This window comes from Paenibacillus sp. Lou8.1 (assembly GCF_024213565.1).
In the GTDB taxonomy this organism is placed as follows: Bacteria; Bacillota; Bacilli; order Paenibacillales; family Paenibacillaceae; genus Paenibacillus; species Paenibacillus polymyxa_B.
This window is the reverse complement of the sequence record NZ_JANAVN010000010.1, coordinates 136518-156626: the sequence shown is the minus strand read 5'-3', so window position 1 is coordinate 156626 and position 20109 is coordinate 136518. Positions and strand designations below refer to the sequence as shown.

General features: G+C 46.6%; 20 protein-coding genes and 1 riboswitch. Of the genes, 13 read left to right on the top strand and 7 right to left on the bottom strand.

What is annotated here, in order from left to right:
• Window positions 1-7 precede the first annotated feature (7 nt).
• From NLX78_RS15925 to NLX78_RS15915, 3 genes are all read left to right on the top strand, one after another.
• Window positions 8-433 carry an ImmA/IrrE family metallo-endopeptidase gene (locus NLX78_RS15925; RefSeq protein WP_250259133.1) on the top strand — a complete coding sequence of 142 codons (426 nt, stop codon included), beginning with the start codon at window positions 8-10 and terminating at the stop codon, window positions 431-433.
• A gap of 194 nt (window positions 434-627) precedes the next feature.
• On the top strand, window positions 628-2532 hold the full coding sequence (locus NLX78_RS15920; protein ID WP_254350944.1) for a 5'-nucleotidase C-terminal domain-containing protein: 1905 nt from the start codon (window positions 628-630) through the stop codon (window positions 2530-2532).
• Window positions 2533-2775: 243 nt separating this feature from the next.
• On the top strand, window positions 2776-3447 hold the full coding sequence (locus NLX78_RS15915; RefSeq protein ID WP_061831175.1) for a 3'-5' exonuclease: 672 nt from the start codon (window positions 2776-2778) through the stop codon (window positions 3445-3447).
• A gap of 40 nt (window positions 3448-3487) precedes the next feature.
• On the opposite strand, the gene NLX78_RS15910 is transcribed toward NLX78_RS15915, so the two are convergent.
• From NLX78_RS15910 to NLX78_RS15900, 3 genes are all read right to left on the bottom strand, one after another.
• Window positions 3488-4471: a helix-turn-helix transcriptional regulator gene (locus tag NLX78_RS15910; protein ID WP_061831176.1), complete on the bottom strand. Its 984-nt coding sequence runs from the start codon at window positions 4469-4471 to the stop codon at window positions 3488-3490.
• Window positions 4472-4542: 71 nt separating this feature from the next.
• Window positions 4543-5310, bottom strand: a complete 768-nt coding sequence (locus tag NLX78_RS15905) for a hypothetical protein (RefSeq protein WP_254350943.1) — start codon at window positions 5308-5310, stop codon at window positions 4543-4545.
• A 223-nt stretch (window positions 5311-5533) separates the two neighbouring features.
• Entirely contained in the window at window positions 5534-5689 is a 156-nt protein-coding gene (locus NLX78_RS15900) for a hypothetical protein (protein ID WP_165176511.1), read from the bottom strand.
• A 314-nt stretch (window positions 5690-6003) separates the two neighbouring features.
• On the opposite strand from NLX78_RS15900, the gene NLX78_RS15895 reads away from it, so the two are divergent.
• The 6 genes from NLX78_RS15895 (at window position 6004) to queF (ending at window position 10374) form a co-directional block, all read left to right on the top strand.
• Window positions 6004-6444: an SH3 domain-containing protein gene (locus NLX78_RS15895; RefSeq protein WP_023987365.1), complete on the top strand. Its 441-nt coding sequence runs from the start codon at window positions 6004-6006 to the stop codon at window positions 6442-6444.
• A 25-nt stretch (window positions 6445-6469) separates the two neighbouring features.
• Window positions 6470-7174 (top strand): AIM24 family protein, encoded by a 705-nt coding sequence (locus tag NLX78_RS15890; protein ID WP_254350942.1) that lies wholly within the window; start codon window positions 6470-6472, stop codon window positions 7172-7174.
• A gap of 79 nt (window positions 7175-7253) precedes the next feature.
• A riboswitch (PreQ1 riboswitch) is annotated at window positions 7254-7297 on the top strand.
• Window positions 7298-7433: 136 nt separating this feature from the next.
• Entirely contained in the window at window positions 7434-8117 is a 684-nt protein-coding gene (gene queC, locus NLX78_RS15885; protein WP_254329356.1) for a 7-cyano-7-deazaguanine synthase QueC, read from the top strand.
• Complete coding sequence (gene queD, locus NLX78_RS15880; RefSeq protein ID WP_025720580.1) at window positions 8110-8601, top strand: 6-carboxytetrahydropterin synthase QueD; 492 nt, start codon at window positions 8110-8112, stop codon at window positions 8599-8601. Before queC ends, queD begins: the two co-directional genes overlap by 8 nt.
• Window positions 8594-9457: a 7-carboxy-7-deazaguanine synthase QueE gene (gene queE, locus NLX78_RS15875; RefSeq protein WP_254350941.1), complete on the top strand. Its 864-nt coding sequence runs from the start codon at window positions 8594-8596 to the stop codon at window positions 9455-9457. The genes queD and queE overlap by 8 nt, the downstream gene beginning before the upstream one ends.
• A gap of 419 nt (window positions 9458-9876) precedes the next feature.
• Entirely contained in the window at window positions 9877-10374 is a 498-nt protein-coding gene (queF, locus tag NLX78_RS15870; protein ID WP_013309106.1) for a preQ(1) synthase, read from the top strand.
• 102 nt (window positions 10375-10476) lie between these two features.
• Here queF and NLX78_RS15865 read toward each other — a convergent pair whose 3' ends face one another.
• Complete coding sequence (locus NLX78_RS15865) at window positions 10477-12246, bottom strand: acid phosphatase (RefSeq protein ID WP_254350940.1); 1770 nt, start codon at window positions 12244-12246, stop codon at window positions 10477-10479.
• Window positions 12247-12456: 210 nt separating this feature from the next.
• Complete coding sequence (locus NLX78_RS15860) at window positions 12457-14448, bottom strand: stalk domain-containing protein (RefSeq protein ID WP_254350939.1); 1992 nt, start codon at window positions 14446-14448, stop codon at window positions 12457-12459.
• A 357-nt stretch (window positions 14449-14805) separates the two neighbouring features.
• Between NLX78_RS15860 and NLX78_RS15855 the strand changes: the two genes are divergently transcribed.
• On the top strand, window positions 14806-16074 hold the full coding sequence (locus NLX78_RS15855) for an MFS transporter (protein WP_069291294.1): 1269 nt from the start codon (window positions 14806-14808) through the stop codon (window positions 16072-16074).
• A 50-nt stretch (window positions 16075-16124) separates the two neighbouring features.
• On the opposite strand, the gene NLX78_RS15850 is transcribed toward NLX78_RS15855, so the two are convergent.
• A complete protein-coding gene (locus tag NLX78_RS15850; protein WP_254350938.1) occupies window positions 16125-17051 on the bottom strand; it encodes an EcsC family protein in 927 nt (308 codons plus the stop codon).
• A 133-nt stretch (window positions 17052-17184) separates the two neighbouring features.
• Here NLX78_RS15850 and NLX78_RS15845 point away from each other — a divergent pair, with 133 nt between their 5' ends.
• Complete coding sequence (locus NLX78_RS15845; protein ID WP_254350991.1) at window positions 17185-17697, top strand: GNAT family N-acetyltransferase; 513 nt, start codon at window positions 17185-17187, stop codon at window positions 17695-17697.
• Between the two features lie 65 nt (window positions 17698-17762).
• Here the strand turns inward: NLX78_RS15845 and NLX78_RS15840 are convergent, their stop codons facing one another.
• A complete protein-coding gene (locus tag NLX78_RS15840; RefSeq protein WP_025720601.1) occupies window positions 17763-18188 on the bottom strand; it encodes an Lrp/AsnC family transcriptional regulator in 426 nt (141 codons plus the stop codon).
• Window positions 18189-18346: 158 nt separating this feature from the next.
• Here NLX78_RS15840 and NLX78_RS15835 point away from each other — a divergent pair, with 158 nt between their 5' ends.
• Window positions 18347-19099, top strand: a complete 753-nt coding sequence (locus NLX78_RS15835; protein WP_254350937.1) for an MBL fold metallo-hydrolase — start codon at window positions 18347-18349, stop codon at window positions 19097-19099.
• Window positions 19100-19175: 76 nt separating this feature from the next.
• Window positions 19176-20075 (top strand): SDR family oxidoreductase, encoded by a 900-nt coding sequence (locus NLX78_RS15830; RefSeq protein ID WP_254350936.1) that lies wholly within the window; start codon window positions 19176-19178, stop codon window positions 20073-20075.
• Window positions 20076-20109: the final 34 nt, after the last annotated feature.

Genomic DNA, 20109 nt, shown 5'->3' with positions numbered 1-20109 from the left:
TGAGCGTATGAACGAACTCATTCACAAACTTGTCCGAAAATACCGTACCAACTGCCCCTTCGATATTGCGAAAGCCCTGGGTATCCATATCCGATACTGCGATCTAGGCCCCACAACCAAAGGGCTGTATTACCACAAGCTGCGTAGAAGATTTATCGTTATCCACAATGGCCTCACACCCGAATGGGAACGGTTCGTCTGTGCGCATGAATTGGGACATGACCGACTGCATAAAGGCATTAGCCGCTTTTTTATGGAGGAGCATTCCTACTTTTCCCCAGGAAAATTTGAACAGCAGGCCAATCGGTTTGCCGTGCTTTTGCTGAGTGAAGGAAAACCGCCACTAGCTGACGAAACGTTGGATCACTATTTACCCCGGATCGGGCTGCCCAAAGAGACTGCCCTTTTTTTTGATCATAAAACAGAACATTAGTTCTCATTCTGTGAGCTGCTGTTGATTACTTCCTCTATAATATAGGTAACTAGACGATGGATTTAACAACCGATATATCAAAAAATTTTAATGCTTTGATATAAAATAGAAGTTATTTTTACAATCATCTGATAAAATGTGGTCGTAAGCGGTTTCTCTAATTCATTCATTTTATGGGAGGTTGAAGGAACAACATGAACTCATGGAAAAAACTCTCGTCAATCCTGACGACTGTCGCGCTTTTACTTGGGTGTCTCGGTACAGCAGCAGCAGCAGACCCAGCAACCAATGTGGGAACAGCGGGAACGGCAACGGCTCCAGTCAGCGGTAAACACATCACCATCTTACATACGAACGATACCCATGCCCACGTGGTCGCGAACGACAAGGAAATGGGATTCGCCAAGCTGGCGGGTATCATTGATCAGTACCGGGCTTCCAATCCCAATACACTGCTGCTGGATGACGGGGATACCGTTCACGGAACGACCTTCGCTACTTTGGTTAAAGGTGAAAGTATTGTGAAAGTGATTAACAAGCTGCGCTATGATGCTATGGTTCCGGGTAACCACGAGTTTAATTATGGTTGGAAGCATCTTGTTGAGCTAAGTAAGGAGATTCAGTTCCCTGTGCTTAGCGCCAATATTAAACAAACAGACGGAACACGTTTGTTCGAACCCTATGTTATTAAAGAAGTGGACGGCGTTAAAATCGGTATTATCGGTCTGACTACGCCAGAAACGGCATATAAGACGAATCCCAAAAATGTTGAGGGTATTCAATTCACCGATCCTGCGGCTGAGGCCAAAGCGGCTGTTGATGAAATCCGCAGCAAAGTAGATGTCGTTATTGTTCTTGGTCATCTGGGGCAGGATGCGTCTAGTAAGGACACCAGCCTCAAGGTTGTTAAGGAAGTGCCTGGCATTGATATTTTCATCGATGGACACAGCCATACCGTACTGGAAAAAGGCTTGGTTAGTGACAATGGTACATTGATCGCTAGCGCAGGTGAATATACCAAGTATCTGGGTGTTGTGGACTTATGGGTTGACGGGGGTAAGGTTACGCAAAAGCAAGCCAAGCTGATTGATTCGACTCAAGCACCCGATGTTCAGCCCAACGCTGAGATTGCTGCATTGATCGCCTCCATTCAAAAGGACCAGGAACCTATTCTTAAAGAGGTTGTAACGCAAACGAGTGTGGATTTGGAAGGAGCACGCGAAAAGGTACGTGCAAGTGAAACCAATCTCGGTGACTTGCTCACCGATGCTATGCGTGACGTTTCGGGAGCAGACGTAGCTTTAACGAATGGTGGCGGCATCCGGGCTTCCATCAAGACGGGGACGGTAACCAAGGGAGACATCATCACTGTACTGCCCTTCGGCAACCAGATCGTTACCCTGAAAGTGAAGGGCTCTGACATTCAGGGCGCACTGGAAAATGGTACAGCCTCCTATCCAGAGCCAAGCGGAGGTTTCCCACAGGTATCAGGTATCACGTTCAAAATAGACACATCAGCAGCCAAAGGCAGCCGTGTTCATTCCATCCTGATCGGCGGAAAAACACTTGATCCTGAGGCAACATACACACTGGCCACCAATGATTTTACTGCCGTAGGTGGTGACCAATATACGATGTTCGCTAAATATCCACAAGCAGGTATGTTCGGCTCGCTTGATGAGGCGTTAATCCGCTATATGCAAAAGGTCGGCTCCGCTAGCCTGCAAGTACAAGCGGACGGTCGCATTCAAGAAGCCAAGGCTGACGGTAAAACTTCTGTCCCTGCCACACAAGCTGCGCCGTCTGCCTCAACCGCAACACCTGCACCTGTGCAGGAAAAGCCGCAACCCGTTCCTACACCGGCTGCGAAACCAGCACCCGCAAAACCGGCGCCGGAAAAGTCTCAAACAGCCAAGCCACAGCAGACATCAAATTCTGCACAAGTTACAAATAACCATGTATATGTTGTGAAATCCGGGGATACGCTGTATGACATTTCCCGCAAACATGGTACCACCTGGCAACAGCTTCAGCAGTTGAATAAGTTGAAGAATCCTCACCGCATTTATCCGGGACAAAAGTTAGACCTCCCGGCCTAATTCAATAGCTAGCAAAAGCAGCATCCGGAATCCTAGTGGTTTCGGATGCTGCTGTATGTCAGGCGTTTTTAGATATGCGATAGTCCAAGCTCATTTGGACATCGCATATTTTTTTTAAAAGCAAACCTTTTAACCGCTGACAAGTTGTGAACCGAGAGGTATGATGGAGAAGAGTCATTCGGGCAGAGAACATTCGTCCCGATACCCATCGGGATCAGTTATATGTGTGAAAGGAGTCCTGAAATGCAATACATTATTTACGATCTTGAATTTACTGTTAGCCGCAACGCCAGATATTCCTCCGAAATCATTGATATTGGTGCCGTCAAAGTTGTTCAGGGAGACGATGGCCTATACGTTGCGGATACGTTTCACAGTTTTGTAAGACCCTCGAATCGGCCTGTACTCTCTACAGATACCGTTCAGTTCACAGGTATTACTCAACGAGATATTGATGCCGCTCCACTATTTCCTGAAGCTGTGAAGGAATTCATAGCCTGGCTCGGTACGGATTCCCCTTATTATTTATGCGCATGGGGCCCGGATGACCGTCAGAAGCTGGTATCCCATTGTCGTACCCATCATGTAGATCTCGGATGGATTCATAATACAAATGATATACAGAAGCAGATTTCCCGTCTGTTTGGTTCCAATGGAAAGTACCGTCAGTTGAGCCTGTCTCAGGCGCTGGAATTGTGCAACATTGACTTTGACGGTCAACAACACCGGGCACTGGATGATGCCGTGAACACCGCTCAGGTTTTCATGTACCATTTTGATCGTATTACATTAGTTCATAATGCTGCTGACGATGAGGAAAGCCGTGGATCGAAGCTCGTCTACTCCTCACCAGAAGAAGAACAGGAGCAGTACAGTCCTTTTGGCAATCTCGCCAACCTGTTTAAGGACCGTTAAGCGGATAGCTCCCCGGCCCGTTCCGGGGGATCTCCCCCTGTTATTCTTGATTTCCTGCCTTTTTATCGAAATAGAATGTCCCCCAGGTCCGCAGCATTTCTTGCATTCGTTTGCGGTACCGTAAAGGCTCCAGGATCTCGGCCTCAGCTCCATAGGAAGTGAGCCAATCCAAAAATTCACGGTCATGATTGACCGTCACCTCAAACAACAAACTTCCATCCGGCAAATCCCTAAGAAAAGGCTTGATGAACAGCTCCTCTTCTTTGACCCGATATACAGACTCGGCAGAAAAACGTACCACAAACCGGATATTCTGATTTCCTTTGGTCACCGACCAGGTCCCTTTAAAAAACATTTCCATTTCAGTTGTATTTTTTTGAAACGTATACGGCAAAATTCTCATGTTCCGAAATCGACTGATCCGAAAGGTTCTCATCGCGGATTGCTTGTGACAAAAACCAAGCATATAGAATCGCCGATCCTGCGGAACCAAACAATAAGGATCCACCTGAACGAGTGATACATCTTCATTTTGAGGTGAGCTGTATTCCGCTTCAATAGTCTGCTGCGTAAGACTCGCTAAAACAATCAGCCTGAGCAGATAGGGCTGGTTTTCCCGATCAAGTGTCGAGCCGAGCCGGACAATATTTTTCATTTCCTGCGCGAAGCTCGTCTGGTCCATCTTTTTTTTCTGACTAGAGGCCATCACTTTCTCATAAGCACTTTCAAAAGCTGGCGGTAAAAGAGGCTTTACCGTTTCCATAATCTCTCCCAGCTTAGTAAAAGCCTCTGCCTCTTCTTCCGTCCAATTTAGAGGATACAAAGCAAAATTGCTAATAAAAATGTACCCCTTGCCATGCCCCATATTCGTAATCGGTATATGCATAGCGCTTAGCGCCTCCATATCTCGGTATATGGTACGTTCTGATGTTTCACAACGTTCGGCAAGCTCTCTTGCCAATATCCCTGGATTTGCCTGAACAATAGTAATAATCCGCATTAAACGTATCAACCGATCAGTCAAGGAAGTCTCTCCTTTACAAAAAGATAGTAAATTAGACTCACTATATTACACAAATAAACTAGCATAATTGCCTATCTCAAAGTATCATTTTCAGTAAAACGAACATTTTCTAGCGATATCGCCTTATTAAAAAAGACTTTAGAACTATACGCTTTAAATGATACAAAAGTACCGCTCCATTTATTACGTATAGCCAGAAGCAACTCGGCTTCCTGCAGGTAGTCCATATCATCGCTTCTTGCTGCACGTATAAGTAATTCATCTGCTTGTCTGGTAAGGATGAACGCCCCTTGCTCATATTCCCCTTTCTCGTACATACGCAATGCCTTTTTTACAATAGGAGGCGTCTCATTCAGTTTTATGTATTTTTCCACCTTCGGGTTGGATGGAATGCTCAGCAGACCAAGATGATGCGTAAAATGAATGTAGAGCTGGTCTGTCCGGATCAGCGTTCGCTTTTCCTGCAATGGCTTGCGCCAGCTCCACTCCATCATTCCAATCGTATGTCTTCCGGACGAGTGAGCCGGTATAGAAAACGTCAAAATAGCCTGTCTATATTTTCCCCGCCTTACATCACCACAGTGAACAAACATCCTATCTCCGTTTTCCGAGCGTTTAAAACCGAGCCTTACCCCTTCAGCTTTTAATAGACTTACTCCGTTTTCTGGAATGAACTGGAGTTGAAGGTCACATCCCGCTGCTTTCGGTATTAGATTTCCTTTTCTTTTGCGTATAGCTCCATAGCCCCATTCTATCAGTAGATTTACTTGTTTGGACCCATTCGCAGATATAGACTCTTTGTCCCATGTGTACGTTACATTGAGCATTGACTTCACCACTGGTAAATTCCCCCTAAAAGAACATGTAACTCTAAATTAACAGTGTTATCTGACACTATATTGTCAGGGAACGTATGTTTGATTGTGAAAATTATACATGGGAATCTTTATGAAGGGGGACCTAGTTTGGTAAATAACATTTTAAACCATTTGAATTACATGAATGCGCAAAAATAGCCCGGCGTATGCCGGGCCATATTATAGTCTACTTCTATATTTAAACTTATGAGATTGTAGTTTCTGTTAAAGAAACATTCGTTTTTGTGCAAATATCAGATATAGGAGCAAAAGTAGTGCTATCTACGACGAGATCCTTTGATAACGGCTTTCCATTTACAGTGATTTTTAAAGTTTTATAGTTTTGTTCTCTCTCATTCATCTTGCAAAATCTCCTTTTATATCAATTTTTAATATATTTCAGTTCATTTATTCAACTTAAGCCCCTGATCAGGTGTGGATCGTTCTTTACTTGTATGCTGGGAAAAATGCCGGAATGTTGCCGCTTCCTTGATATACCCGTTTTAAGGTACACTTAAACTAATATATCGACTTTTTTTGAGGACATTTTCTTCATATTTATCGTCCGTTTATTCTAAAATCTGCATCCGAATCGTTATATTATACGTAACCATGTCATATGGGTAATGATCTATATCATCTAACATCTTGGTTTATCAAAAGGGGGAACATCTCTTGGCACGACCAACTTGTCGTTTTGCTTTGTACCGCCGCATTGTCTGCGCTGCTATAGCACTTTTGTTTATTTTTGGGATAACTCGTGTACCCGAAGTACATGCTGCTTATTGGGATGATGTGTACCAAGGCTTCGAGCAATTTTCGCGGTTGCCCGGTGATGTGTATCAGCTCAAGGAAAGCTACCGACAAACACAGGAGGATCTGGAGAAGGCCCGTAACAGCTTAGAAGCCTATCAAGAGCAAAACGCCCAATTACTGGAGCAAAACCGCAAGCTGACTGACACTGTCACAGAATTAAAAAATCTTCAAACCCAGCGCGATCAGGCTTCACACCGAAATAAAATGCTCATCATCACAGCTATAATTCTGCTGGCCGGTTATTTTATCGGTATCCGACTGTTGCGTTACGGGATGCGTCGACGTTCGGGAAGATACTAACTGCCTGAAAGGATGAAAGGTCTGAATGGACATACAAGCAGGACAACACCATGATGAAAGCGTCGGTTCGGTCGTAACGCTCGATCTGGCGGAAGGAGAAAAGCTGCACGTTCTGCATCCGCAGCAAATCATCGCATACCGCGGACCCAGCTCAGGCCGTAGTGATAAACTAATGAATATAAAGGGCATGTATCGCAAACACAAACTGATTCAGGCCGATTTCACAGGTGCTTGTCGCCTAATTGCCGCACTTCCACCTGGCTTTAGTCTAAAAATGATTAAGCTTGAAGGAAGCGATGATCTGTTATACGATTTTCGCAACCTGTTCTGGTACAGCTCCGGTATTCAAATGCGTACCAAGCTGCTAAGCATGAAAAACATGTTGTTTAGCCGCGATGTTATAAAAATGAAATTTGACGGTGTGGGTCAAATCGGTCTTTTGACACAGGGATTGGTATGTCAAGAACAGCTTCATCCGACAGAGCCGATATATGTGGATGCGAGCAGCGTCATTGCCTATCCCGAAAACGCCAAACTGGAGTTGACCGTGTACGGCAACCATCTGGCCAGCCAGCATATGAACTATCATTTTAAAATGACCGGACAGGGTACCGTACTATTCCATGCCGGGGAACATCATCGGCGGCTCCAACAGGATATGAACGACGATGGCGTGATCCAGCGCTTTTTACGGGAAGTCATTCCATTTGGTGGAGTGTTTATCAAATAGCCCTGCCATGCTATAATGACAATGCTAAAGCCGTCTGTCCTCGTGGCAGATACTAATGAAGAAAATCCATGCGTCATGCATGGGAGAGGTTCGCGAACTCCCTCTATAAAAAACTAACGATGCTTTGTCCTCCGCAAGAAAAATGAATTCGCGGGGCAAGGCCTGTTTTTTGTTGAAGTCGGTTCAAGAACTCTCCTTCTTCCAAGTGACAAGACTCCGTGTCTTGCACCATTCCAAGAAGATCGAGAGGTTTTTTTTTATGTTTGCAAACGAAAAAGCAGTCGTCGTATTCAGCGGCGGCCAAGACAGCACAACCTGTTTATTTTGGGCAAAAAAACATTTTGCTGAAGTAGAAACCGTGACGTTCGATTACGGTCAACGCCACAAGCAGGAAATCGAAGTAGCCGCTGGAATCGCCCGTGAACTAGGTGTTCCGCAAACGGTACTGGATATGAGCCTGCTTAATCAACTAGCCCCTAATGCCCTCACACGCACCGACATTGACATTACACAACAGGAAGGCGAACTGCCTAGCACCTTTGTAGATGGTCGCAACCTTCTGTTCCTGAGCTTCGCGGGAGTTCTCGCCAAGCAAAAAGGAGCGCGTCACTTGATTACAGGCGTTTGTGAGACGGATTTCAGCGGCTATCCCGATTGCCGGGATTCTTTTATCAAATCGCTAAACGTCACACTGAACCTTTCGATGGACTATCCCTTTGTGATTCATACCCCGCTCATGTGGCTGAACAAGGCCGAAACCTGGCAGATGGCCGATGAGCTGAAAGCTTTTGAATTTGTAAAAACACGTACACTAACGTGCTATAACGGCGTCATTGGCGACGGCTGTGGCGAATGCCCTGCTTGCAAACTTCGCCGTGCTGGACTCGAGCAATATCTCGTGATGCGCGGAGCTTCCTCCCAAGGAGTTGAAGGTCATGCGTGAGCCAGGTACCTTCCGCATTGTCGACAAGCTCCAGCAGTTCGGGACAGACATTGAGCACTCTCAGCTGCGTTATCACCGCAAACGTGTACTAGTCAGCAAACAATTTACATTCGATGCAGCACATCATTTGCACTGCTACGAAGGCAAATGCAAAAATCTGCACGGTCATACCTACATCGTCGTTTTTGGCATAAGCGGTATACCCGGCGAAACGGGTCTAACGCTGGATTTTGGTGACATCAAAACGATCTGGAAAGAGCGGATTGAACCTTTTCTGGACCATCGTTACTTGAATGAGACGCTTCCTCCAATGAATACAACGGCGGAAAATATGGTCGTCTGGATCTTTGAACAAATGGAGTCCGCCTTGACCTCGGATGCATACTGCAACCGTGTCGAAGGTGGACGTACCGAGTTTGTACGGTTGTTCGAGACACCTACCAGCTACGCCGAGTTCCGACGGGAGTGGATGCTCGATGAGTAATACCGTGACTACTCACCAACCCATGATAGCCTCCCACGGGACCAAAATAGCCCCTATTCCCGTACTGGAGGTGTTTGGACCCACTGTTCAGGGCGAAGGGATGGTCATTGGTCGTAAAACGATGTTTGTTCGCACCGCAGGCTGCGATTACCATTGCTCGTGGTGTGACTCCGCCTTTACCTGGGACGGCAGCGCCAAGGATCAGATCCGTCGTCTGAGTGCCACAGACATTTGGCAGGAGCTGAAGGCCATCGGTGGCGAACGGTTTTCGCATGTGACCCTTTCTGGAGGAAATCCTGCCCTGCTACCGCAGCTTGGGGAGCTAATCACCCTGCTACGCAGCCAAGGCATTGCCACCGCTGTCGAAACACAAGGCTCCCGCTGGCAGGAATGGCTGTACGATATCGATGAGGTAACCCTGTCCCCGAAGCCACCCAGCTCGGGTATGACGACCAACTGGGATGTGCTGGATGATATCGTCGCCCGTCTGTCGAACCGGAAGATGGCTAGTGAGCCCCGAGCTACGTCCAACGTCCCAACCGCAACGGGCTTGAAGGAACCCGCTAATGAATCTGCGCGGCTCTATATCGGAGCTTGCAGCTTGAAGGTCGTCATCTTCGATGACACCGATCTTGCCTACGCCCGCACCGTTCACGAGCGCTATCCACACGTACCGCTGTTCCTCCAGACGGGTAATCCAGATGTGAACACGGAGAACACCGGACAGATTGCGGAGTCCCTACTCCATCGTTATGAATGGCTTATCGACCGTGTCATGGACGATTCCCGACTAAACGACGTAAGAGTACTCCCACAGCTCCACACCCTCGTATGGGGCAACAAACGCGGCGTATAACACTTATATGTAATATATTCCGTATGAGCTGTATGTGATACACAAGTTATGCCAAATTAGTCGAAGTACATCCTCGACATCCAAAAGAGAAACCCTCGTCCGTGAGGGCGGGGTTTCTCGCAAAATAACGCTCCTTTCATATAGGAGCGAGCATTATTCACTTCTGCCCCAACCAATATGTAAACGGGTAGGGACTTTATGGTGTTGACGGCGGTCGGCAGCGAAGCGGAGGAATTGAAGCTGGAGAAGCGATAGCGTTCGCCTTTGAAATGGGATTCTAATCTATATCTTTCAAATCATCAGAAAGAATCCCATTTCAACAGCGATCGGAAGCTCAAATCCTTCGCGGAGCGCCACCTAACCCCACACCATAACTCCCTCTCTCTTTTACCAAACTAAACTTAAGGAGCCGCATCCATATGACCGGAAGAACACCCGAAGAAATGACCGACGTTACCCTACTTGGCAATCAAGGCACACAATACACTTTTGCCTATGATCCCGCCATTCTCGAAAGCTTTGATAATAAACATCCGTATCGGGATTATTTTGTAAAGTTCAATTGCCCGGAGTTCACCAGCCTGTGCCCGATTACAGGACAGCCTGATTTTGCAACCATCTACATCAGCTACATTCCCGATATTAAAATGGTAGAAAGCAAATCCCTTAAGCTGTACCTGTTCAGCTTCCGTAACCACGGCGATTTCCATGAAGACTGCGTCAATATCATCATGAATGACTTGATTAAGCTGATGGACCCTCGCTACATTGAAGTATGGGGCAAATTCACGCCACGCGGCGGCATCTCTATCGACCCGTACACCAACTACGGCAAGCCAGGAACGAAGTATGAACAGATAGCGGAGCACCGCATGATGAACCATGATATGTACCCGGAAAAGATCGATAACCGTTAAGCTAATACTCCCTATCCTTAAACAATAAAGTGCACCCCTAGAATACATCCCCATGTATTTTAAAGGTGCACTTCAATTGTTATATAGCGAGCTAATTATGTTTTACTTAGTGACTTTCAACTGAGCACTGTCAGCTGTATAGATAACCTTCACTTTATAATTGCTTGGTAAACCTACCGTTTCAATGGAAGAAAATGCTCCATTTCGTTTAGCATAAGTTAAGATCGTAGCACCATTAGCCGGTACATATTTGTTAGAAAAATTCAGACGTAATTTTCCGTTGAGTATAGCTGTTCCCTTTATTTTGAGTACATCATTTTTACTGCGCAGGTTAAGCTCAAGTGTTCCCTTGGCAGATTGTCTGTAATTTCCGCCAATAATCAGCTTTCCAGAAGCATTTTTAAGAAAAGTTCCCCCGTTATTCGTAATTCCACCACTTCCGAAAGCCGTTTCCGAAGTTCCCTCCAAAGTACCTTGGTCGATCTGTGTACCGCCGGAATACGTATTGTTACCCATTAGCTTCAACGTACCTGTTCCCTTTTTAGTCAGCTTTCCAACACCAGAGATATTATTGCGCCAGCGATCCAATGCATTGAAACCGCCTTTGGAAGCGTCCATATTCACCGTCACATTATTGGCGAAAGCACCGTAGCCATCCGCAGCGGAAAACAAGTTCAATCGTCCCCATCCCTCAGCATCATCAAGTACAGGATAGCCGGAAGGAATCCCCGTGGTACCCAAAACCCAACGACGTTGTGTGCTATCCAGGTAAGGCAAGCGTGTCTCCAATAGTACCTCAGCTCCCTTAGGCACTGTCATTGGCGTCGTAGTTGGATTAACCTGACTGAATCCGTATGTTAATCGTTGATTATAATTTTTTTTGTTTGTGGCATAATTGCTGAACCGATCTGGAGCTGTACCTTTTTGAGATAGCAGTTGTTTACGAGCATCCTGATAAGCGGCTTTCTTCAAGCTGCTATTGGCTGGATCAGACAGGATAGCAGCCGCCATCGCCGTTGCCATGACACGCCCTCCCATAACATCAAGCGGTGAATGCATACCAGCAACAACACGGTTATTGCCCAGCTCCGAAGCTCGCGTCAGCAGTTCTTGATAACGCTCCGGCACGGCGTAGGCCATAGCAATAGAACTGAGATACGCAGCATTGGTATGACCGCTAGGAAAGCCGCCATCGCTAGTAGCATCAGCTTTGAGAGCGGGAATAAGGCTCGGAACAACTACTGAGTTATCGCTCCAGCGAAATGGGCGAGGGTAGCTAAAATAAGACTTAGCTGGGTTCGTCGTAGAATATTCCCCGCGCAAGGTATTTACCAGATTTACGATGTTGCCGAGATTGGAGCTTGTACTCCCAGCATTCGTTCCCTCATCTTCGTATTTCTTAGTCAGAGCATCTGCCGGAATGTCGTTGATCGTTGTTGTGGCACCTGCATTCTTTCGATATACATCAGTGAGCGAACCCAGACCGTCGATCACACTGTAGCTCTGGTTTCTGCGATCATCCAAATAAGCTGCATCAGCCTCACTAGAAGTGCGACGAGCAGCTATATCAATCACTTTTTGAATATTGGCGTCCAGCACGCTGCTGTTTAGCTTGGTACCTGTATCCCAAGTAGCACCGGGAGTCCAAAGCTTATTAAATTCGGAGAGCAATCCGAGAGTCGGATTAGCGCTTTCCGTCTTATTTGCAGAACTATTATTTTTATAATGATCTACGAAGTATCCCCATGACGGTTCTGTTGGAGTTACCGTTGTTGGTAGGGTTGCCGCACTCGCATAACTTCCACCCAGGGAACCTAGAAGTAATGGTAAAGATAGTAATGCAACTGATAATGGTTTCCTTAGCGATTTCATTCTCAAATCAGATCCTCTCTTCTCTTGTGCTCTTCGTGCTTTCTCTACGGAGCTATTATCTAAATAACAAGATGTATGACATAAAGAATCATATCTTAAGTTTGTTAAATCAAGAGCTTAGTTTTGTTAAATGAAAAAAAGGCATCCCAAGAGCCGTATATACGACTCTGGAGACACCTCGTTCAAACCGTTATAGAAAAACCAGCTACCCTACAGCCATACTTCTATGACTTTGCCATTCACGAAAGCTACCGCCTTGAAATAAAGACTACGGTTGCCGTATACCCAGGCTTCGACTTGAGTTCCGTTTGAAGCAGCCCCCTTTTCTCTGACTGTTGGGTTTCCCCATGCGAACTGCACCTGCGTCGTATTCATGCCCAAGCTTACCTCATTATTTTTAATCTTGTTCCAGATGGCTTGCGACCATTGGTATTTCTTGTACGGATCGTAAGTCAGAAATTGATCGGGATCAGACAGCATTTGTGGAATGCGTGAAGCTCCGATGATGGAAAACGTGTTATAAGTTTCGCCATTGGCCCCCTGGAAAATAACTTCGTAAGATTTAACACCGTTCGGGTCCGTGCTGACTTCGATATCTTTAACTGTTACCTTGCCAAATCGCTCTCCAGCGCTATAGAAGTTATTGACCCAATAGGTTTTGCCAATTAGTTTGGACAGACTGCCCAGATCAATGGCTCTGATAATTTTTGCCGTTTCCGGCGTCTCAATGACCAGCTTGGTAGCGCCCACAGATAATTCTCCTTGCTGGCGGTCACGATTCCATTTGAATCCGCCCAACTTCAGATCGGTCAGTAATGTTCCCGGGAATACAACCTGTCCGTTAACCGTTTGAACCTTGCCCTTCAGTGCAACAGGTTTACCATTCACCATTGCGGTGGAACTCCCTTTTTGGAGTACGATATTGTTTTTACCCAGCTTGATCGTAAAGGTCTGGTTCGCCACGGTAACAGATCCACCCAGCGTCTTGAACACAGACTGCACAGGCAAATACACATTACCGTTCAGTATAGCCGCCCCGGTCAAGGTTTGATCGGACGATACCTTTAGTGTAAAAGAAGAGGGTATTCCTTCGGTCCGCAGAGCTACGGATGTGCTTCCAATGCCCCTTACTTTGAGTGTACCGGAACCATTCTGCTGTAGCTCGGCAACCTGCGGTTTCTCCACTTCAATCTCACTAGCTTCGGGATGACGTGTTAGTCGATAACCGTTCGAATACGTCTCTTGTACATTTAATTGAATCGTATCGCCGATAGCAGCCTCTTTGGAGGTCGTCAACAAGGACATACCCGTTAATGTAGGCAAGCTCAGCGCAGTCGTGATTCCGTCCTTATAGCCAACCCAAGAGCCATCCTTTAATTGTGCAAAAAGCTCGTCAGGCGAATCAACCAACCGTGCAACATTAGATAACCCGCTAAGCTGCACAGCTGGATATTTCTTCATTCGGTCATAGCTCCATACAGTCCCGTCATGATGTACAGTAATCAAGACATGTGTACCTTTTTTCCATAAAATCGAAGCAATATCACTTCCCACTTCGCGCGGTGGTTCATTGGTCAGCATATCCAGCATCGTGACATGGCCATCTTCCTTAAGCACTGCAGCATACGCCGTACTCATTTTGATATCAAGCGCACCATCTACATGACCTATCTTGCGGGGCTTAGATTCTGCGTACCCTGTGGAATACCATACATCACCGGATCGAGTAAGAACCGTAAAGTAGGTACTTACCTTATCACCGTCTATAGCATCCGATATTCCCTCAACCTGTTCTCTTCCCCAGGAGATCGTCCCATCGGTTTTAATAGCCAAACCCTCACCTGTAATTTCTTTAACTCCTGAGGATTGAGCCGTCACTTTTGGGTCGGAGTTATCATCCCAGATGGCTACCTTCCCGTCCTCAGTCCAGCCATAATAACCTTGGCTCTCGTTTTTGCTGCCTGTAATGCCCTTCAAATCCAATTTCTCAATAACCGGGCCATCTATACTCTTTCTCCATAAAGAACCATCATCCAGTATGTAGTTATTCCGGTCGATCACGTCTATAATTTTAGCGTTTTTCCAAGTGTTGTTCGTCGTTACATTTGCCGCTACTGCTGTTTCTACATTGTTTAACGCAGTTCCCACCACCGCTCCACATACCATAGATACTGCCAGCAAAATCTTCGTTGCTTTTCTCATCGTGGTTCCCCTTTTCTATCTATATTTCAATATCAATATTTTGCATAACTTCATTCCCAACGCTCAAAAATACATTATATAGACGAACTAGATCACTTCGATCTCTATATTGCTAATTTGAAAAGCGCTCTTGGGACTTATGCAAAATACTCACATATATATCGGTTTTGAGGATGGTAAATGTTTGAATTTGGATATGTGATTTTAGAAATTCTAACTAAATGGAGCAATGAAGAGTATCCAGCAGGATGGGCAAGCAGTAATGAGTAAAGGTGGCCTTTATCCCACTTTCAGCCATTTGCTGCAAACGGATCGCTTCCTATATCTTAAAATATACATACATATTCGGAGGTTGCCATGACTAGTAAATCTGCTACAAAAAATGAAACGGGCCGATCGCTCCCCCTCCCGGGTCCACAAGCGAAAGGCACCGTTTTTGCGATACTGATTGCGATCAGTTTCGTCCATCTGTTCAATGACTCGATTCAATCGGTCATTCCAGCGATCTTTCCGATCTTGAAGGAATCTATGAGCCTGAACTACACGCAAATCGGCTGGATTTCATTCGCGATCAATTTTACAGCTTCAATCATGCAGCCCGTGATTGGTTTGTTTTCAGACAAACGGCCCACGCCCGCTATCCTTCCCATCGGCATGGGCTTTACGCTGACTGGCATGCTGTTGCTCGCCTATGCTGCCGATTATAAAGCGGTGCTGATCGCAGTCATCTTTGTGGGTCTGGGGTCGGCTGCCTTTCACCCTGAAGGCTCGCGCGTATCCCATATGGCGGCCGGGCCGCGTCGGGGATTGGCACAATCCATTTTTCAAGTTGGCGGCAATGCGGGCCAATCGCTGGCGCCGATGCTCACGAGCTGGATTTTTATCCCGTTAGGACAATTTGGTGCGATCTGGTTCACAGGTATTGCGGCAGCGGGAATTGTGGTGCAATCGTTCATCGCCCGCTGGTACGGTAACGTCCTGCGTACAGAAGGCATTGCACGCAAAAAAGCGGTGGCACGCCGCATGAAGCCTGAAGTGCGTAACCGTGTTATGTTTGCCATGATTGTCCTCATTCTACTGGTATTCGTCCGTTCATGGTACTCGACCTCGGTCGGAAGCTACTATTCGTTTTACCTGATGGAAGTATTCAAAATGCCATTGGCTGATGCACAGCTCTACATTTTCCTGTTCCTCGGGGCTGGAGCGCTGGGCACCTTCTTTGGCGGTCCGCTCGCGGACCGTTTTGGTAAACGCAACATGATTTTTCTGTCCATGGTATTAGCTGCACCACTCGCGCTGGCACTACCTTATGCCAACCAATTCTGGACGGCGATCCTACTGGCAATTATCGGATTTATTATGCTGTCTAGCTTTTCGGTTACAGTCGTATATGCACAGATGCTCGTGCCCGGCAAAATCGGAACGGTGTCCGGCCTCATTACGGGCCTCGCTTTTGGCCTTGGGGGTGTGGGCGCACTCGTGCTCGGCAACTGGATCGACAAGGTAGGCATCACCCACATCATGTTCCTGTGCGGCTTTTTGCCACTGCTCGGCATCTTAACCTTCCTGCTTCCTACAGATAAAACCCTGAACCGCTGGGCGGAAGAAAATGGAGCCGAAGTGTAACAGGCAAACGTGCAGCGGCCATCTTGGCCGCTACACACCTTTATACCCAACTAACGTAACTCCTCACTCTCTACTTCTTCCAAACGCATTAAAATCCGACGCTTCCGATACAGCATTTTCCCTGCTTCAGCTACGTCACTAATAGCGCTTCGGTTCGCAATGGAGCCAAACAAAATACCCGCAATCGGGACCATTTGAAGCAGCTTTTTCCATCCAAACTGGTCACGATAAGTGTTAATGACCTCTCTCCATCCCTGCATCTGGGAAAAAACCTGTGTCTGACGTGAAGGATCATCAAACAAAGCCAGCTCCTCTAATACGGCCTTCTTACCCACAATATCGGATGAAGCAAATTGCATACATTTAATAATAAAAATGCGTTCCTGCTTATCATGGGGATTAAAGCCATAACACAAGGCTATTTCCTGAAGCACTTTGAGTGACAAGCCGAGCAAAAGAGGAATATCCGCCGCAATCGTAAACACACCGCCAATTCCCGTTGTTGCTCCCTGAGCGGTAGCAAAGGTAATACGAGCCGACGTCATATCGTCAGCAGTCCGATCCATGATTGTTAGCGGGAGCTCAGCCGCCTGCTTCAACTCCCACCTAGGTTCGGCACTATGTTCCGAATCAGCGTTTTCCCCGGCACGAGGCAGGTCCTGCGTATCCGACACGGAATCTGCGCCATTTTGCTGAATTACATGTTCATGGGCCGTCTTTTTCAGCCTGTTCAGAACCGTTTCTTCCTTCACCAAATATTTGCCTCCGTTCTGAATGAAACTACCCATCTCATTAAGCAGTTGCTCCAGCTTGTCTTTAATGACTTTGGGCGTCAGCCGATCCAGCAACATAAAAGGCCATCTGCCGATTTTTTCCCAGAAAAAAATGTCCTTCTGTTCCTTTTCCCATTTTTCAATATTCTTCAGCTCATGACGCAATACGTCCTGGCTTTCCCGATATTCTGCAAGCTGCTTCATAACCGTAGACGTCTCCTTTTGACTATGCTAGTTTATGTATGGGTAATACGTAAGTAAGGCGAGTTCAGGTTTCTTTTTTTAGCAAACTAGATGATAAAGAAAGTTAAAAATCCATACAGATCGGAGTGTAATGATGAATAATCCCACATTCGCCTCACAGTCTTCTTCAACTGCTAATGTAGAGCTTGTCCCTTACCATTGTGAACATGATGCCATTTTACATACCTTCTACTTGCCTGAGGAGCAGAAGCAGTTTACTGGAATGCCGGATGAAATGCTGACACTGGCCAAGGAAGATCCGCACTGCCATCCTGTCGTGATTACGGCTACTAGAAGACCCGTTGGATTTTTCATTTTATACGATGGGGATGAATTAGCGGACTATACGAATATTTCTGAGGCACTGTTGCTGCGCGCGTTCTCTATTCATTACGCAGATCAGGGACAAGGATTCGCTAAAAAAGGGCTGCTTCTACTACCACAATTCATCGCCAGACACTTCCCACATATTCGCGAGATTGTACTGGGCGTCAATGCCCGTAATCTGCCTGCCCAAAGTCTGTATCGCAAATGCGGCTTTATCGATGAAGGCAACACTAAAATGGGACAACACGGATTGCAGCATATTTTAAAAATAAGCCTATAACGTTGACCTCATAGCCCTCGCCCAAATAAAAAAGCTTTCGGCACAAACGCCGAAAGCTTTTATCGTTAAATCTCACCAATGGAAAAACTCAATTTGTAATTACCAAACTTCGTAAGCTCATCCAGCATGGTATTTAACTCTGCCTGTGATGACATGCGCAAGCGCATCCAATAACAGCCTTCCCCACTCACTCGATGGATTTCGACAATATAGGGATGCTCCCGTGCAAAAGCCTGGAAAGCACTGTGAGTTGTTCCTGAATTCAAAAAAACCGTAATAAAGGCATGAATCGTCTGTCCAATTTTCTCAGGGTTCCAGCGCAGCGTATAGCCCTCGATAATGCCCGCATCCTGCATTTTTCGAACACGCGCTCCTACTGCTTGGCCTGTCAAATGAACAAGCTGACCGATCTCCTTGTGCGATAAAGAGCTGTCCTCAATTAAATGATGAAGAATGCGCAGATCGGTGTCATCAGGTACGAATAGTTCCATAGTTATTTTTCCTTTCATGATGAAACGATAATGCTGGTTTTCCTTTCAGCAGGCCGTAGCCTGTAGCTCCTTGCGTCAGATATGATTGTAACAGAAACAAAGAACCACCGAAAATACACTCTGTCCAAAAACATTCACTACCAAAGGAGCTTTCATATATGAAAATCACACTAATCCGCAACGCAACCTTATGGATCGAATACGCTGGAGTAAAATTTCTGATTGATCCGATGTTGAGTGATGCTGGCGTAAATCCGCCGGTTCCCAATACGGAAAATGCCCGCCGTAATCCGCTGGTTCCGTTGCCGCCGCAATGGCAGGCACTCGGACAGCCTGACGTTGTGATCGTCACACATTTGCATCCCGATCATTGGGACCCGGCAGCAGTACGCTGGTTGGACAAACAAATTCCCGTCTTCTGCCAGCCCGGAAATGAAGAACAAATTACTGCTGACGGTTTTACACAGGTTACTCCGATCTCGGTGGCTGGCTCCGTGGGAGAAATTGAGCTCATCCGTACTACCGGGCATCACGGCACCGGAGAAATCGGGGAACAGATGGGACCCGTATCCGGCTTTGTGTTTCAGGCACCAGGTGAACCTGTCGTCTATTTGGCCGGGGATACGATCTGGTGCAGTGAAGTCGCGGAAGCACTGGATAAATACCGTCCGGAGTGGACAATTGTGAACGCTGGAGGGGCTCGGTTTACGATTGGTGATCCCATCATTATGACTGCCCAAGATGTAACGGCTGTTGCGCAGCATGCCTCTTACACACAAATCGTGGCTGTCCATATGGAAGCAATCAACCATTGTCTACTAACTCGCTCCGAGCTTACGGAACACATCAACCGTGAAGGTTTGGAGGGCCGCGTTCACATTCCGGCAGATGGAGCAACGGTTTCGGCATAAGGCGATAATCCAGAGTCACCGCTTGCGCCCATTTTGAATATATTGGATTTCAAAACGCCTAAAGAAGGGATTATCAATGAATTGGCAATATCCTTATTATGGTACAGAAACCCAATGTAAAGAAGTTCCGATTGTCTTTCCTCCCCAGCATCAATATAGACAGCCGGGGTTGGAATACCTGATGGTTCCACGCCCTATTTATGATAATCCAAAGTATATTGGCACCGGAAAGCTTCAGGATCGGGTGGCTATTATTAGTGGCGGGGACAGTGGCATCGGTCGTGCAGTTGCAGTAGCTTTTGCCAAAGAAGGGGCCGATGTGGTCATTGCCTATCTCGATGAGCATCGAGATGCTATGGAAACCCGTGATGTCATTCATAAGCTCGGCAGACGTTGTTTGTTAATTCCGGGCGATCTAAGGCTAAAAAGCAACTGCTGTCTGGTTGTTCAAAAAACGATGGAAACCTTTGGTCGGATTGACATTCTGATTAACAACCTGGGTGTTCAGTTTGTGCGCGAATCGTATCTGGATATCAGCGAACAGCAGCTTCGTGATACGTTTGATACGAATATTATTTCCTTCTTCCATATGACTACAGAAGCCTTGCCATATATGCGGGCTGGGGCCAGCATCGTCAATACGGCATCGGTTACAGCCTATGTTGGTCAAAAAAATCTGATCGACTATTCAGCTACCAAAGGGGCCATTGTCAGCTTCACCCGCGCTCTGGCTAATAATCTGGTCGATCAGTGCATCCGCGTGAACGCCATTGCTCCCGGTCCGATCTGGACTCCGCTGAATGCCGCCACACAGCCGCCCGAAGCGATCCGTATCTTTGGCACCAATACGCCGATGAAGCGTGCCGGGCAGCCTTATGAATTGGCCCCCGCCTATGTGCTGCTGGCTTCGGATGATGGCTCCTACATTACAGGGCAAACGCTGCATGTCAATGGCGGACAAATGGTGACGGATTAGTTGCGTTAGCTGACAAGACCTAATAAATATAAGA

Excerpts from the sequence above, each read along its gene's own strand:
- NLX78_RS15925 (WP_250259133.1), top strand. The coding sequence starts at position 8 with ATGAACGAACTCATTCACAAACTTGTCCGAAAATACCGTACCAACTGC.
- NLX78_RS15920 (WP_254350944.1), top strand. The coding sequence starts at position 628 with ATGAACTCATGGAAAAAACTCTCGTCAATCCTGACGACTGTCGCGCTT.
- NLX78_RS15915 (WP_061831175.1), top strand. The coding sequence starts at position 2,776 with ATGCAATACATTATTTACGATCTTGAATTTACTGTTAGCCGCAACGCC.
- NLX78_RS15900 (WP_165176511.1), bottom strand. The coding sequence starts at position 5,689 with ATGAATGAGAGAGAACAAAACTATAAAACTTTAAAAATCACTGTAAAT.
- NLX78_RS15890 (WP_254350942.1), top strand. The coding sequence starts at position 6,470 with ATGGACATACAAGCAGGACAACACCATGATGAAAGCGTCGGTTCGGTC.
- queC (WP_254329356.1), top strand. The coding sequence starts at position 7,434 with ATGTTTGCAAACGAAAAAGCAGTCGTCGTATTCAGCGGCGGCCAAGAC.
- queD (WP_025720580.1), top strand. The coding sequence starts at position 8,110 with ATGCGTGAGCCAGGTACCTTCCGCATTGTCGACAAGCTCCAGCAGTTC.
- queE (WP_254350941.1), top strand. The coding sequence starts at position 8,594 with ATGAGTAATACCGTGACTACTCACCAACCCATGATAGCCTCCCACGGG.
- queF (WP_013309106.1), top strand. The coding sequence starts at position 9,877 with ATGACCGGAAGAACACCCGAAGAAATGACCGACGTTACCCTACTTGGC.
- NLX78_RS15865 (WP_254350940.1), bottom strand. The coding sequence starts at position 12,246 with ATGAAATCGCTAAGGAAACCATTATCAGTTGCATTACTATCTTTACCA.
- NLX78_RS15860 (WP_254350939.1), bottom strand. The coding sequence starts at position 14,448 with ATGAGAAAAGCAACGAAGATTTTGCTGGCAGTATCTATGGTATGTGGA.
- NLX78_RS15855 (WP_069291294.1), top strand. The coding sequence starts at position 14,806 with ATGACTAGTAAATCTGCTACAAAAAATGAAACGGGCCGATCGCTCCCC.
- NLX78_RS15850 (WP_254350938.1), bottom strand. The coding sequence starts at position 17,051 with ATGAAGCAGCTTGCAGAATATCGGGAAAGCCAGGACGTATTGCGTCAT.
- NLX78_RS15845 (WP_254350991.1), top strand. The coding sequence starts at position 17,185 with ATGAATAATCCCACATTCGCCTCACAGTCTTCTTCAACTGCTAATGTA.
- NLX78_RS15840 (WP_025720601.1), bottom strand. The coding sequence starts at position 18,188 with ATGGAACTATTCGTACCTGATGACACCGATCTGCGCATTCTTCATCAT.
- NLX78_RS15835 (WP_254350937.1), top strand. The coding sequence starts at position 18,347 with ATGAAAATCACACTAATCCGCAACGCAACCTTATGGATCGAATACGCT.
- NLX78_RS15830 (WP_254350936.1), top strand. The coding sequence starts at position 19,176 with ATGAATTGGCAATATCCTTATTATGGTACAGAAACCCAATGTAAAGAA.